Source organism: Micrococcus sp. IITD107, from assembly GCF_041927415.1.
Lineage (GTDB): Bacteria > Actinomycetota > Actinomycetes > Actinomycetales > Micrococcaceae > Citricoccus > Citricoccus terreus.
This window is the reverse complement of sequence record NZ_JBHFFN010000001.1, coordinates 419872-432917: the sequence shown is the minus strand read 5'-3', so window position 1 is coordinate 432917 and position 13046 is coordinate 419872. Positions and strand designations below refer to the sequence as shown.

Genomic DNA, 13046 nt, shown 5'->3' with positions numbered 1-13046 from the left:
GACGTGAGGCCCACCACGCTCACGTTTCACTGTGTGACACAGCTCTCAGACCAGAGGTGCTCGGCGCAGCTGGTCGATCGCCGCTTCGGGGTCATCCGCTCCGTAGACCGCAGATCCGGCGACGAAGACGTCGGCTCCGGCCTCCGCCGCCCTCAGGATGGTCTCCCTGGTGATGCCGCCGTCCACCTGAAGGGCCACGGGGACCCCGGCTCCGTCCAAAGCCTGGCGGGCTCGTCGGATCTTGGGCAGGACCACGTCCAGGAACGGCTGGCCGCCGAATCCGGGCTCCACGGTCATCAGCAGCAGCATGTCCAGCTCAGGAAGCATGTCCAGGTACGGCTCCACGGGGGTGGCCGGCTTCAGGGCCATGCCGGCACGGGCACCTCGGTGGCGCAGCTCGCGGGCCAGCCGGATTGGCGCGCCGGAGGCTTCGGCGTGGAAGGTCACCGACTCTGCTCCGAGGTCCGCATACTCCGGTGCCCATCGATCGGCGTCCTCGATCATCAGGTGGATGTCGAGCGGCAGTGAGGTGGCCTTCCGGATCGCTGAGACCACCGGAGCCCCCAGGGTCAGGTTGGCCACGAAGTGGTTGTCCATCACGTCCACATGGACGGCGTCGGCCGTGCTGATCCGCTCGAGCTCCTCGGCCAGCCGGGCGAAGTCCGCCGAGAGGATGGAGGGGTGGATGTGGATGGGTCGTTCGGCGAGCATCAGGACTCCTGGTCAGGATCGATGGCGGCGGCGCCCGAGGGTCGGGCGCGGAACAGGGCCAGGAACATGGCGTCTGTGGCATGCAGATGCGGCCACAGCTGGGCCGTGCCAGGGTGCTCTGGACCGGCCACGGTGGACCGCTCCAGGCCTGGTGCCACGGAGATCATCGCGTCGGGCGCATCGAGGAGCTCGAGCTGCGGATGTCGGCGCAGCAGATCCTGCACCTGGACCACGGTCTCGGCCGGGTGGGGAGAGCAGGTGACATAGGCCAGCACTCCTCCCGGCGCCAGGACTCCGACAGCGCTGTCCAGCAGCTCTCGTTGGAGGTCGGTCAGCGGAGCCAGGTCGGAGGGCTGCCGGCGCCACCGGGACTCCGGACGACGCCGCAGGGCCCCGAGACCCGTGCACGGGGCATCGACCAGGATCCGATGGAAGTCCCCGGAGGGGCCCCGGCGGTCCTCTCCGATGGTCCGGCCGTCGCCGGTGCGGAGGGACCAGGACTGCTGGGGCACGGCGGTCAGCGCCTGCTCCACCAAGCGGGACCGATGGGCCGCCACCTCGTTGGCCAGCAGATGCGCCCCGCGTTCGGCGGCCAGCGCAGCCAGCAGGGCGGCTTTGCCGCCCGGGCCGGCGCACAGGTCCAGCCAGCGTTCTGGTTCGAATCCATCGCGCTGATCGAGCGGGGCCGCCGCCAGGGCTCTGGCCGTGAGCTGGGACCCCACGTCCTGCACCCGGACCGTGCCTTCGCGGACGCCAGGGATCCGCCCTGCATCACCGCCACGGAACAGCGCCGAGCCTGGAGCCAGCGGGCCGGCCTCAGCGCCGTGCGCCAGGACCGGGTCCAGGTCACCGAGCCCAGGCAGGGCCACCAGGTTCAGCACCGGAGCGGCATTGTCGGCCTCCAGCAGGTCGGTGATCTCCTGCGCAGGTCGACCATGGGTGACCAGCGATTGGCGTAGCGCCCGGACGATCCACTGGGGATGGGAATGGCGGATGGACTGGGCGGATTCACTGGTGGGGTCGGGAGTGAGCCGGTCCAGCCACTCGTCGCGATCCTGCGCGGCCACCTTGCGCAGCACGGCGTTGACCAGGCCCGACGGTCCGGCGCCGATCTGGTCCCGGACGAGCGCGACCGTGGAGTCGAGCGCGGCGTGGGCCTTCACGCGCATCCCGAGGAGCTGATGGGCGCCGAGTCTCAGTGCGTCCAGGACGGGGGCGTCCAGCTGTCCCAGAGGGCGATCGACGCACTCCGCCAGGATGGCGTCGTACAGCCCCTGCCCTCGCAGGGCTCCGTAGGTCAGCTCGGTGGCGAAACCGGCATCCCGCTGGTCCAGGTGGTGATGGGCGATCCTCTGCGGCAGCACCAGGTTGGCGTAGGCATCGTCCTGGGACACCGCACGCAGAACCTCGTACGCCGTCAACCGCGCCGGGTCTGCCGTACGACGACGCTCCCGCGGCACTGAGGCGGAGTACTTCCGTGGTCCGCCCGACTGTCCACGGTTGCGGGTGCGGCCCTGGCTGTCGCGGCGGGGGCCTCCACGGCGACTGGACGAGCGGCCCGCGTCCTGCTGGCCTGGAGGTGTCATGAATGCTCTCCTGTGATGAATCGTCGGCCCGGGTCCTGGCCGCGGAACCAGTCGACGGCGCGCATGGGCTTCTTCCCCGAGGGTTGGACCTGGTCCAGTCGAACCGTCCCGTCTCCGCAGACCAGGTGCAGGGTCCGCTTGGTGGCGACCAGGGAACCACTCGGACGCCCTTCTGCCAAGACATCGGCGCTCCCGTGGTCCGGCGAGGCCCCGATCAGCTTGATCCGCTGGGGTGTCGGCTCGTCCGTCTCAGCCCAGGCGCCGGGCTCCGGGGTGACACCGTTGATGCGGGCCGCCACGACGACGGCCGGCTGGGCCGGGTCGATGCGACCATCGGCCTGGGTCAGTTTGGGGGCATAGCTGGGCTCGCCCACCTGCGGCGTGGCCTGAACATCACCGGCGTGGATCTGCTGGACCGTCCGCGCCAGCAGCTCTGCCCCCCTGACGGCGAGATCGGCCAGGACCTCGCCGGCGGTCTCGTCGCTGCGCAGCTCACGGTCGAGCTGGGAGAAGACCGGTCCGGTGTCCAGCCCCTCCTCGAGCTGGAAGACACAGGCGCCGGTCCGATCTTCTCCGGCGATCACGGCATGCTGGACCGGAGCGGCGCCCCGGTAGGCAGGCAGCAGGGAGAAGTGGAGGTTGACCCATCCGTGGCGCGGAAGGGCCAGTCCCGCAGGTGGAACCAGTCCGCCGTAGGCCACCACGGCGGCGATGTCCAGGTCCAGACCGGCGATCTGCTGGAGCACAGGCGCTCCCGACTCGCCGGTGAGGCGGGCGGCCTTGAGGAGAGGGATGCCGAGCTCGTCGGCCTTCTGGGCCACGGGCGAGGGAGTCAGGACCCGCTTGCGCCCGAGGGGGGCATCCGGACGTGTGAGCACCGCAACGACGTCCGCGCCAGCGGCCACCAGTGCCTCCAGTGAGGGCACCGCGGTCTGCGGAGTCCCGGCGAACAGCACCCGCGGCGGAGTGTCCTGCGCGGGGATCATCGTACCGCTCCGATCATGATGGTCCAGTTCACAGTGGGGTTCCTCGTGGTCACCCGACCACCCTAGTGGGCACGCCGTCTGCCACTGGAGCAGCGGTGGGCGGCGGAGGACCGATCGGTCGCAGAGCCGGGCCCGCCTCCTCTGCTCGCCGAGAGTGCTCCCAGACCTGTCGCAGCGCCCAGAACTTGTGCCAGTGCGCCGGCAGGACCTGGGGATTGGCCTGATGGGCCACCACCTCGGTCTGTCCGACGGCCACTCCCAGCAGCAGCCCGGCTTCGCCGTGCTCCCACGGCGCCCAGGTCCCGGCAGCGGCGTCGACCAGCTGCTCCTCGGCCTTGAGGCCTGCCACCAGCTGCATCACCACTTTGGGATCCAGGGACTTGACTCGGCCGTCACGCGTGGTGCCCTTGGTCTTGTAGTCGACCAGACACACGCGTCCCCCGATGGTGGCGACCAGGTCCAGCGTCCCGGCGTAGCCGACACTGGCGTTCCAGACCGTCAGCTCCGTGGCGAGCGGGCGGACCTCGTAGAGGTCCCACCACTCGTCGAATCGATCAGCGTAGGCGGACTCGCCGTGCTCGGCCAGACGTTCCCTCGCCTCAGCCATCGTGTGCGGACGCCCCAGCGCCCGCAGCCCCACCTGCTCGCAGTAGTCGTGGACCCGGTCCCCGCGCGCGGCTGCCTGGTCCCGGTACCGGGCGGCGGCGTCGGAGGCCTGGCGCGCCACCGTCTTGAGCTGGGCCTTGGAGCCGACGGCCTGGGGTAGGCGCGGGTCATCCACCACAGCGGTGGCCGCCATATGGCCGATCCACCCGTCCAGGTCCACACTCTGCTGGCCGATGACGGTGGTGATGGAGGGGACCTCGGGCAGTCCGCCCAGGCTCCGGGCGTACATGCGACCGGCTGCGGTCTGGTGGGCAAGCTGTGGCTGGGTCATGGTGATCCATTCTCCCATCGGCACGGACACGTTAGGGCGGTGCCAGGCAGCCGCCTGCCACGACTGCGCACCGGGTGAGACACGCCACGCCCCCATGATTGGACGTGCTGGCCGAGGTGGGATAAAGTCGCTGTCTGTTGGAAATCGCGGTGACCGACCAGATCGGTCACCTGTTTTCTGTGCGGATGTAGCTCAGTTGGCTAGAGCGCCACCTTGCCAAGGTGGAGGTCGCGGGTTCGAATCCCGTCATCCGCTCGCAAGTCTCCACAACCCTGGTCGGGTGGCCGAGAGGCGAGGCAGCGGCCTGCAAAGCCGTATACGCGGGTTCGAATCCCGTCCCGACCTCGCAGCATGGGCTGTCCGCTAGGATGGAACCTGCTTCACTCAAGGATCCGGTTGCACCGGACACCTCGAGCGCGATTGGCGCAGCGGTAGCGCGCTTCCCTGACACGGAAGAGGTCACTGGTTCGATCCCAGTATCGCGCACAGACGGTCTGACTCTCAGACCGATCTCGCGGATGTAGCTCAGTTGGCTAGAGCGCCACCTTGCCAAGGTGGAGGTCGCGGGTTCGAATCCCGTCATCCGCTCCACAACAGGAAGCCCGGACCGCCAGGTCCGGGCTTCTTCGTTCTTCGGAGGGGCAGTCAGCCGCACTCACCGCATCAGTGCCTCGCCCTGCTTCCGACTCCTCACGTCAGCGACTGATCCGGCCGATGGGGCCATGGGTCCGGCGCGTCGTGCATGAAGGGCGATCCACAGTGCCAGGGCCCCATGAAGTGGGGTGAGGAGCAGGAAGAGCAGCCCTGTCCAGTCGTCCTCGCGCGAGGACAGTGCCCCTGCCGTGACGATCAGCATGATGGACAGGCTCGACAAGGCGAGTATCCCGACCCGGCTGGCGCCTGGACGCGAGACGCCTGCGGTCACCATGCCCCAGGTGAGGACGGCGGAGACCAGGCTCAGCAGCAGCATGGCGAGGAGCATGGCCCACGCGTCCACGACGAGAACGGGTACCAGAGGAACGAGAGCCCAGGGCAAGAGGGACAAAACGGCATAGAGGACAATCACTGCTGTCTTGACGTTCAAGCCATGTCCCTTCAGATGCGTTCGATCACGGTGACCGGAGAGACATGATCACAGGGTCAGGCGGTCGATGGTGCGTCCGCTCAGGCCCCCTCGGTCTCCCCCGTCTGCCCTTCGCGGACCAGAGCCGTCATCCTCGAGACCGTGCGGAAGTACTTCTTCATGTAGCCGCCGTTCATCATCTCCTCCGTGAAGAGCTGATCGAAGGCCGTCCCGGAGGCGACTACGGGAACGTCCTTGTCGTAGAGGCGGTCAGCCAGGACCACGAAGCGCAGCGCCATGGCCTGCTCGGTGATGGTCTGCACCTCATGCAGCACCATGACGTCGATGTCCTTGACCAGTTCTCGGTACCGGCTGGGGTGGACCCGGGAGAGGTTCGCGGTCAGATCAGAGAACCGGTCATCGGAGATCACCCGAGCCTCGGGGAAGTTCTGGGTGGCCACCGCCATCAGCTCATGATCGGCCAGGGGCTCCGGCGCCTTGGCCAGCCCGCGGTGACGGTAGTCCTCGCCATCCACCTTGAGCACCTCGAACTGTTCGGAGAGGACCTGGATCTCCCGCTTGAAGTCCACCGCCGCGAAGCGGCCTTCGCCCAGCGACCCGGGCAGCGTGTTCGACGTGGCCGCCAACTTCACGCCGGCGTCTGCCAGCTCACGCATCAGGCGGGACATCAGGACCGTGTCACCGGGATCGTCCAGCTCGAACTCATCGATGCAGACGAGCCGGTACTCCTTGAGGATGTCCACCGTCCGCCGAAACGAGAGTGCTCCGACCAGGTTGGTGTACTCCACGAAGGTGCCGAAGGCCTTGGGGCCCGGCGCCGCGTGCCACAGCGAGGCCAGCAGGTGGGTCTTGCCCACGCCGAAGCCGCCGTCGAGATAGATCCCGTTGGGCTGGGCCCCGGAACCACGGGACGACTTCTTCTTGCCCCCGAACAGTCCGGAGAGGAATCCTCCCGACGCTCCGGCTCCGCCGGGCCCTCCCATGGAGGCGGCGAAGTCACGCAGTCGCTGCACGGCCTGGGCCTGGGACGGGTGTGCCGGATCGGGGATGTACGTGTCGAAGGAGACCTCACCGAATCGGTAGGAGGGGTGGAACCCCTCGAGGAGCTCCTCGGCAGTGACCTGCGGGGTGCGCTCGGAGAGGTGAACGGTCTCGGCCACGATCGGCTCCATCCTGGCACTGGGCCACTGCGGACTGGTGAAGGCGTCTCCCCCCACTGGCGCGCAGCGCAAGGAGACCCTGTCACTCTACCGGGGTGACCGTCGTCGGGAGGGTGACGGGGCGTGCCGAAGCGAGGGGCTCCTCCCCCGCTGTGTCCGCTCAGAGCCGAGAATGTGGCGCCGTATGACCTCCAGAGGTGTCTGAGTGCTCCTGACGCCCATCCGACCGCGACTCTGCGAGGCCGCACCGATAGGCTGGCGGAGGCCTATGACGGCTTTCTGCCCCCTCCACCGACCGGATCGGGCTCCAGCGACACGAAAGGCTCAGTCGAGGATGACCAGCACCACCGAGAACACCGAGTTCAGCGAGTACGCCCACCCGGAGAAGCTCGTCTCCACCCAGTGGGTGGCAGACCATATCGGCGACGAGAACGTGGTGGTGCTGGAGTCCAACGAGGACACCCTGCTGTACAGCACCGGACACATCCCCGGTGCCATCAAGATCGACTGGCACACCGAGCTCAACGATCCCGTGACCCGCGACTTCGTGGGACCTGAGGCCTTCGCGGAGATGGCCGCCTCCAAGGGGATCGGCCCCGACACCACCGTGGTCTTCTACGGCGACAAGTCCAACTGGTGGGCCGCCTACGCCCTGTGGGTCTTCACCCTGTACGGCCACCGCGACACCCGACTGATGAACGGCGGACGGGACAAGTGGATCGCCGAGGGACGTGAGCAGACCCGCGAGGTTCCCCAGGTCCACCGCGCCGAGTATCCCGTCACCCAGCGTGATGACACCACCGAGCGCGCCTCCCGCGAGGATGTGCTGGGCCACTTCGGCAAGCCGCTGGTGGACGTGCGCTCCCCGCAGGAGTACACCGGAGAGACCACGCACATGGCCGGCTACCCGCAGGAGGGCACCCTGCGCGGCGGCCACATCCCCACGGCGGCATCGGTCCCCTGGGCCAAGGCCGCGAACGAGGACGGCACCTTCAAGTCCCGCGCCGAACTGGAGGCCCTCTACCGTGACGAGGCCGGCCTGGGTGACGCTGACGAGGTGATCGCCTACTGCCGGATCGGTGAGCGCTCCTCCCACACCTGGTTCGTGCTCAAGCACCTGTTGGGCTACCAGAACGTGCGCAACTACGACGGCTCGTGGACCGAGTGGGGCAATGCCGTTCGCCTGCCGATCGCCGTTGGTGAGGAACCGGGCGAGGCACCCTCGCTCTGAGCGGGCCGTCCTTCCGCGGGGACACTGACGCCGGTCAGGACTAGGCTGGGGTGCGGCGCTGACGCTGCACCCCAGCTCTGTTCTGACCCGACGCCGTTCTCCAGCACCCGTCCGAAGGGACCTTCTGCCGATGACCACCTCCGAGCTTCCTGCCTCCCTCGCCGAGATCGTGGAGGACTTCCAGTCCGTGCCGGATCCGCAGCGGCTGGAGCTGCTGCTGGAGTTCTCCGACGAGCTGCCGGACCTGCCCGAGCGCTACGACGGGCACACTGAGGAGATGGAACAGGTCATCGAGTGCCAGACACCGCTGTTCCTGGCCGTGGAGCTGGACCGCAGCGGCGACCACTCCGCAGACCCGTTGGTGCAGCTCTACGTCGCTGCGCCGGCGGAGGCGCCCACCTCCCGCGGTTTCGCCTCGGTGCTGCAGCAGGGGGTGGCCGGCCTGCCGGCTTCGACCGTCCTGGAGGTGCCGGAGGACCTGGCCTCCCGCCTGGGTCTGGCCAAGGCGCTGACGCCCCTGAGGCTGCGCGGGATGTCCGCTCTACTCGGTCGGCTCAAGCGCAATGTGCGCGAGCAGCTGGCCGAGTCCACCGGTGACCAGGCCTGACCGCTCCCGCCGGGCCACACCCGCGCTGGCGGCTGTGCTCGCCGCAGGGGTCCCCCACGAGGTCCTGACCTACACCGTGACCGAGGTCCACCCGGGCCAGGGGTATGGGCTGGCCGTGGCCCGGGCCTTGGGGATCGACCCCGCTCAGATGTTCAAGACCCTGATGGTCCAGGGACCGGAGGGACAGATCGGCACTGCCGTGATCCCGGTGGAGTGCTCTCTGGAGCTGAAGTCGGCGGCGGTCGCCTTCGGCTGGAAGAGGAGCGTGCTGGCCACACCGGAGGTCGCCGAGCGGCGCTCCGGATCGGTGGTCGGCGGGATCTCTCCTCTGGGGCACCGCCGCCCCTCGCCGGTGGCGTTGGACCGGTCGGCACAGGATCTGGAGGAGCTGGGCGCATCGATCATCGTCTCCGCCGGCCAGCGTGGACTGAGCCTCCAGTTGTCCCCCGCAGACCTGGTTCGCCTCACCGACGCCATGGTCGTTCCGCTGACGGTCCCCGTCTGAGCCGCCGTTGCGGCACGGGCTCAGTCCAGTGCGGATGCCCCGCCGGTGGTGGCCACCAGGTACTCGGCGATCGCGTTCTGGGTCGCCTGCAACGCCTCCGCCACCGAGTCGCGGGTGGACCCCTCACCCACCGGAGTGGTGGACAGCGCCCTCAGATCCGCGGTGTGCCGGTCCGGGAAGACCACATGGAGCAGCCGGGTGCTGCGCAGCAGGGAGATCAGCGGCCAGGTGACGGCGTCTGCCGGGGCCGATCCGTAGAGCACCTCTCCGATCCGGGCCCGCAGGTCCAGTTCCGGGTTCGGGTCCGCCTCCGGGTACCGCTCCCGGCGGAAGAGACCCAGCACCTTCCCCTCCGTGTGCTCGATGATCCCCCGGGACTCCAGTGACTGCAGCAGGGCCTCCCGCAGCTCGGACCGGGAGAAGCGGTTGATCCACTGTTCGGCATCGCGCGGCGGGTGCTCCCGGCCGTGATCGGCGATGATGCCCAGGACCTGGGCCAGGGGACGCTCCAGACCCTCCACCGCAGACCCTGACGCCGGCTCGACCAGGACCTCATCCCGTGTCACCGTCAGGTGCCCTCGCCCCGCCAGATCCGCCAGCACGGCCCCGGCCAGGGCCAGTCCGGAGGTGGAGCCGTCCAGCAGGAGCCGGCCGCCGCGCTCGTCCAGATCCAGCAGCAGGAAGTACTCGGCCAGGTTCAGGGGCCGATCGGTGGCACCCGCGGGCGCGGACTCGTGCGGTGTGGTGGTCATGGTCGGCTCCTGAGGGTCGGTGCGGTCGAAACGGGTGAAGCAGTCGAGTCGTTCGGCAGCTCAGTCCTGCGCCGGGGAGGCGGCTCGCTCCTGAGCGGACTGCCGGTGGACGGTGGCGACCCGCTGGCCCACGGTGATCGCCGAGGCCACGGCCAACAGCCCCAGGACCACGGTGAGGGTCCAGACCGAGAGCCCCAGGCCCACGAGCCCGGCGAACACCAGGGTCACCACGAGCCGTTCGGCCCGTTCGGCGATCCCGGTGTTGCAGTCGAATCCCAGCGCCTCGGCCTTGGCGCGAGCGTAGGAGACGAGCATGCCCAGGGCCATGCAGGCCACGGCCAGGACACCGGTGGGCGGATGGTCTCCGGCGCCGAGGAACCAGACGGTCAGTCCCAGGAACACGGCGGCGTCCTGCACCCGGTCCAGGGTGGAGTCCAGGAAGTTGCCCCACCGACCGGAGCTGCCGGCGAGTCGGGCCATCACCCCGTCCAGCACATCGGAGAAGACGAACGCGGTGATGAACATCGTCCCCCAGAACAGCTCGCCCCGGGGGAAGAACACCAGAGCCCCGACGACGACGCCCAGGGTCCCCACGATCGTCACCGTGTCAGGGGCCACGCCCCAGCGCAGCAACACTCGCGCCGGAGGCGTGAACAGCCGGGTGAAGAAGGCCCGCGCGTGGCGGTTGAGCATCAGCCCGCTCTCCTGTCGAACTCCTGCTCGGCGTCCAGCCAGGCCTCGGCCACGGCCTGCCTCACGGTGCCCAGGGTCTGGGCCATGTTCTTGGTCTGGGCGATGATCGGCAGGAAGTTCCCGTCCCCGCTCCACCGTGGCACCACATGCTGGTGCAGATGGGCTGCGATCCCCGCCCCGCCGGTCACACCCTGGTTCATGCCCAGGTTGTACCCGGTGCAGTTCGAGACGCGCTTCAACGCGACCATGGCGATCTGGGAGAGACGAGCGAACTCGGCGGTCTCCTGTGGCGTCAGGTCCGTGTAGTCCGGCACGTGGCGGTAGGGACAGACCAGCAGGTGCCCGGGGTTGTAGGGGTAGAGATTGAGCAGTGCGAAGCATGTGGTCCCACGGACCACGATCAGTGCGTCCTCGTCCGACCGGCTCGGTGCGGAACAGAACGGGCAGGTCTCCTCACCGGAGACCTGGTCCTGCCCCTTGCTGACGTAGGCCATCCGATGCGGGTTCCACAGGCGCTGGAACCCGTCGGAGACACCGGCGAGCTGGAAGTCGTCGGTGACCTGGCCGTCGTCGGGAACCCCTGGGGTCACTGGCTGCGCTCCCTGGTCCGCACCGCGCTGATGATGCGTTCGATCGCATCCTCCACCGGCACGCCGTTGTCCTGGCTGCCGTCCCGGAAGCGGAAGGAGACGGCTCCAGCCTCGGCGTCCTCACCGCCGGCGATCAGCACGAAGGGCACCTTCTCCTTGGAGGCGGTGCGGATCTTCTTGGGGAACCGGTCTGAGCCGTCGTCCAGCCGGGCGCGGATGCCGGCGGCCTGCAGCTTCTCGACCACCTCGGCGAGGTAGTCGTTGAATGCCTCGGCGACCGGGACGGCCACGACCTGCTCCGGGGCCAGCCAGGCCGGGAAAGCGCCGGCGTAGTGCTCGGTGAGCACGCCGAGGAAGCGTTCGATGGATCCGAACAGGGCGCGGTGGATCATCACCGGACGCTGACGGGAGCCGTCGGCGGCCTGGTACTCGAGGTCGAAGCGCTCGGGCAGGTTGAAGTCCAGCTGGATGGTGGACATCTGCCAGGTGCGACCGATGGCGTCGCGGGCCTGGACCGAGATCTTGGGTCCGTAGAACGCCGCGCCGCCCGGATCCGGGACCAGGTCCAGTCCGGAGGCCTGGGCGACCTCCTCCAGGGTGCGGGTGGCCTCATCCCAGACCTCGTCCGAGCCGACGAACTTCTCCGGGTCCTTGGTGGAGAGCTCCAGGTAGAAGTCGTCCAGGCCGTAGTCCTTGAGCAGGTCCAGCACGAAGTTCAGTGTGGTGGTCAGCTCGTCCTTCATCTGCTCGCGGGTGCAGTAGATGTGGGCGTCGTCCTGGGTCATGCCGCGCACGCGGGTCAGGCCGTGCACCACACCGGACTTCTCATACCGGTAGACCGCGCCGAACTCGAACAGCCGCAGCGGCAGCTCGCGGTAGGAGCGTCCCCGGGAGCGGAAGATCAGGTTGTGCATGGGGCAGTTCATCGGCTTGAGGTAGTAGTTCTGCCCCTGCCGGGTGATCTCCCCCGTCTCCGGGTCCCGTTGCTCGTCGATGTGCATGGGCGGGAACATGCCGTCCGCGTACCAGTCCAGGTGGCCGGAGACCTCGTAGAGATGCTGCTTGGTGATGTGCGGGGTGTAGACGAACTCATAGCCGGCCTCGGTGTGGCGCTGGCGGGAGTAGTCCTCCATCTCCTTGCGGATGATGCCGCCGCGCGGGTGGAACACCGGCAGGCCCGAGCCCAGCTCGTCCGGGAAGGAGAACAGGTCCAGTTCGGAGCCCAGCTTGCGGTGATCGCGCCGCTCAGCCTCGGCCAGGCGCTCCTGGTAGGCCTTCAGGTCCTCCTTGGTGGGCCAGGCGGTGCCGTAGATGCGCTGGAGCTGCTTGTTCTTCTCGTTGCCCAACCAGTAGGCGGCGGCGGAGCGGGTCAGGGCGAAGGCGTTGGAGATCAGCTTGGTGTGGGGCAGGTGGGGCCCGCGGCAGAGGTCGCACCACACGGCTTCGCCGGACTTGCGGTCCACGTTGTCGTAGATGGTGATCTCTCCGGCACCGACCTCCACGGAGGCCCCTTCACCGGCGTCCTCGGCGTCGTCCTTCTTGCCCAGCAGCTCCAGCTTGTAGGGCTCCTGCGCCATGGCCTCGCGGGCCTCGTCCTCGGTGACCACCCGGCGGACGAAGAGCTGGTTGGTGTTGATGATCTTCTGCATCAGCTTCTCGATCGCCTTCAGGTCCTCCGGGGTGAAGGGCTCGGCGACGTCGAAATCGAAGTAGAAGCCGTCAGTGATGTAGGGCCCGATGCCCAGCTTGGCGTCCGGGCGCAGCTGCTGCACGGCCTGGGCCATCACGTGGGCGGTGGAGTGGCGCAGCACGTTCAAGCCGTCCTGCTCAGAGATGTCCACGCCCTGCACGTCGGCACCGGCGGGGATCTGCCGGGAGAGGTCCTGCAGCTCACCGTCCACCCTCATCACCACGGTGGTGCGTTCGTCCTTGAACAGGTCCAGGCCGGTGGTCCCCGAGGTCACCTCCCACTGCTCCGCGTCGACGGTGATGGTGATCAGATCCTGCTGTGACGCCTCAGACACGGACGTACTCCTTCTCGGGTAGGGCTTCAGGGCTGGTGGCATACGGTGGCCACCGCCAGCCATCGGTCATTCTAGGTCAGGTCTGGGTCCGGTCCGGGACGACTGGCTGCCCCCGTCCTGGGCACAGAGTGACGAATCCAGGTCACTTGGGTGGGGGTCACGTCACTCTGTGCCTGAGGG

Annotated in this window: 13 protein-coding genes and 4 tRNA genes; 7 read left to right on the top strand and 10 right to left on the bottom strand. The window is 68.5% G+C overall.

Features of this window, described 5'->3' with window-relative positions:
• Positions 1–45 precede the first annotated feature (45 nt).
• The 4 genes from rpe to ACEXHE_RS02030 are packed head-to-tail and all read right to left on the bottom strand — an operon-like array spanning position 46 to position 4220.
• Positions 46–711, bottom strand: coding sequence for a ribulose-phosphate 3-epimerase (gene rpe / locus ACEXHE_RS02045; RefSeq protein WP_374784521.1), 666 nt, complete (start codon positions 709–711; stop codon positions 46–48).
• Complete coding sequence (locus ACEXHE_RS02040; protein ID WP_374784520.1) at positions 711–2297, bottom strand: RsmB/NOP family class I SAM-dependent RNA methyltransferase; 1587 nt, start codon at positions 2295–2297, stop codon at positions 711–713. The genes rpe and ACEXHE_RS02040 overlap by 1 nt, the downstream gene beginning before the upstream one ends.
• On the bottom strand, positions 2294–3283 hold the full coding sequence (gene fmt, locus ACEXHE_RS02035; protein WP_374784519.1) for a methionyl-tRNA formyltransferase: 990 nt from the start codon (positions 3281–3283) through the stop codon (positions 2294–2296). The genes ACEXHE_RS02040 and fmt overlap by 4 nt, the downstream gene beginning before the upstream one ends.
• A 49-nt stretch (positions 3284–3332) precedes the next feature.
• Positions 3333–4220, bottom strand: coding sequence for a cytochrome (locus ACEXHE_RS02030; protein WP_285179571.1), 888 nt, complete (start codon positions 4218–4220; stop codon positions 3333–3335).
• A 181-nt stretch (positions 4221–4401) separates the two neighbouring features.
• On the opposite strand from ACEXHE_RS02030, the gene ACEXHE_RS02025 reads away from it, so the two are divergent.
• From ACEXHE_RS02025 to ACEXHE_RS02010, 4 genes are all read left to right on the top strand, one after another.
• Positions 4402–4475: transfer RNA gene (locus ACEXHE_RS02025), tRNA-Gly, on the top strand.
• Between the two features lie 19 nt (positions 4476–4494).
• A tRNA-Cys gene (locus ACEXHE_RS02020) sits at positions 4495–4565 on the top strand.
• Between the two features lie 69 nt (positions 4566–4634).
• A tRNA-Val gene (locus ACEXHE_RS02015) sits at positions 4635–4706 on the top strand.
• Between the two features lie 28 nt (positions 4707–4734).
• Positions 4735–4811, top strand: a tRNA-Gly gene (locus tag ACEXHE_RS02010).
• A gap of 64 nt (positions 4812–4875) precedes the next feature.
• On the opposite strand, the gene ACEXHE_RS02005 is transcribed toward ACEXHE_RS02010, so the two are convergent.
• Both ACEXHE_RS02005 and zapE read right to left on the bottom strand, forming a co-directional pair.
• Entirely contained in the window at positions 4876–5202 is a 327-nt protein-coding gene (locus tag ACEXHE_RS02005; protein WP_374784518.1) for a hypothetical protein, read from the bottom strand.
• 182 nt (positions 5203–5384) lie between these two features.
• Positions 5385–6464, bottom strand: a complete 1080-nt coding sequence (gene zapE, locus ACEXHE_RS02000; RefSeq protein WP_374784517.1) for a cell division protein ZapE — start codon at positions 6462–6464, stop codon at positions 5385–5387.
• A 334-nt stretch (positions 6465–6798) separates the two neighbouring features.
• On the opposite strand from zapE, the gene ACEXHE_RS01995 reads away from it, so the two are divergent.
• The 3 genes from ACEXHE_RS01995 to ACEXHE_RS01985 all read left to right on the top strand — a co-directional run bounded on the left by ACEXHE_RS01995 (position 6799) and on the right by ACEXHE_RS01985 (position 8807).
• Positions 6799–7695: a sulfurtransferase gene (locus tag ACEXHE_RS01995; protein ID WP_374784516.1), complete on the top strand. Its 897-nt coding sequence runs from the start codon at positions 6799–6801 to the stop codon at positions 7693–7695.
• A gap of 130 nt (positions 7696–7825) precedes the next feature.
• Entirely contained in the window at positions 7826–8302 is a 477-nt protein-coding gene (locus ACEXHE_RS01990; protein ID WP_260061357.1) for a SufE family protein, read from the top strand.
• Entirely contained in the window at positions 8289–8807 is a 519-nt protein-coding gene (locus tag ACEXHE_RS01985; RefSeq protein WP_374784515.1) for an aminoacyl-tRNA deacylase, read from the top strand. Before ACEXHE_RS01990 ends, ACEXHE_RS01985 begins: the two co-directional genes overlap by 14 nt.
• A 20-nt stretch (positions 8808–8827) precedes the next feature.
• Here the strand turns inward: ACEXHE_RS01985 and ACEXHE_RS01980 are convergent, their stop codons facing one another.
• The 4 genes from ACEXHE_RS01980 to thrS are packed head-to-tail and all read right to left on the bottom strand — an operon-like array spanning position 8828 to position 12866.
• Positions 8828–9559, bottom strand: a complete 732-nt coding sequence (locus tag ACEXHE_RS01980) for a GPP34 family phosphoprotein (protein WP_356966223.1) — start codon at positions 9557–9559, stop codon at positions 8828–8830.
• A 60-nt stretch (positions 9560–9619) separates the two neighbouring features.
• Positions 9620–10252, bottom strand: a complete 633-nt coding sequence (gene pgsA, locus ACEXHE_RS01975) for a phosphatidylinositol phosphate synthase (RefSeq protein ID WP_374784514.1) — start codon at positions 10250–10252, stop codon at positions 9620–9622.
• Positions 10252–10842 carry an HIT domain-containing protein gene (locus ACEXHE_RS01970; protein WP_245760551.1) on the bottom strand — a complete coding sequence of 197 codons (591 nt, stop codon included), beginning with the start codon at positions 10840–10842 and terminating at the stop codon, positions 10252–10254. Before ACEXHE_RS01970 ends, pgsA begins: the two co-directional genes overlap by 1 nt.
• Positions 10839–12866: a threonine--tRNA ligase gene (thrS, locus tag ACEXHE_RS01965; protein WP_374784513.1), complete on the bottom strand. Its 2028-nt coding sequence runs from the start codon at positions 12864–12866 to the stop codon at positions 10839–10841. The genes ACEXHE_RS01970 and thrS overlap by 4 nt, the downstream gene beginning before the upstream one ends.
• Positions 12867–13046: the final 180 nt, after the last annotated feature.

What these genes read in the sequence shown, in the direction of transcription:
- fmt (WP_374784519.1), bottom strand. Translation starts at nt 3,283, where the DNA reads ATGATCCCCGCGCAGGACACTCCGCCGCGGGTGCTGTTCGCCGGGACT.
- ACEXHE_RS02030 (WP_285179571.1), bottom strand. Translation starts at nt 4,220, where the DNA reads ATGACCCAGCCACAGCTTGCCCACCAGACCGCAGCCGGTCGCATGTAC.
- ACEXHE_RS01995 (WP_374784516.1), top strand. Translation starts at nt 6,799, where the DNA reads ATGACCAGCACCACCGAGAACACCGAGTTCAGCGAGTACGCCCACCCG.
- pgsA (WP_374784514.1), bottom strand. Translation starts at nt 10,252, where the DNA reads ATGCTCAACCGCCACGCGCGGGCCTTCTTCACCCGGCTGTTCACGCCT.
- ACEXHE_RS02040 (WP_374784520.1), bottom strand. Translation starts at nt 2,297, where the DNA reads ATGACACCTCCAGGCCAGCAGGACGCGGGCCGCTCGTCCAGTCGCCGT.
- ACEXHE_RS01990 (WP_260061357.1), top strand. Translation starts at nt 7,826, where the DNA reads ATGACCACCTCCGAGCTTCCTGCCTCCCTCGCCGAGATCGTGGAGGAC.
- rpe (WP_374784521.1), bottom strand. Translation starts at nt 711, where the DNA reads ATGCTCGCCGAACGACCCATCCACATCCACCCCTCCATCCTCTCGGCG.
- ACEXHE_RS02005 (WP_374784518.1), bottom strand. Translation starts at nt 5,202, where the DNA reads ATGCTCCTCGCCATGCTGCTGCTGAGCCTGGTCTCCGCCGTCCTCACC.
- ACEXHE_RS01980 (WP_356966223.1), bottom strand. Translation starts at nt 9,559, where the DNA reads ATGACCACCACACCGCACGAGTCCGCGCCCGCGGGTGCCACCGATCGG.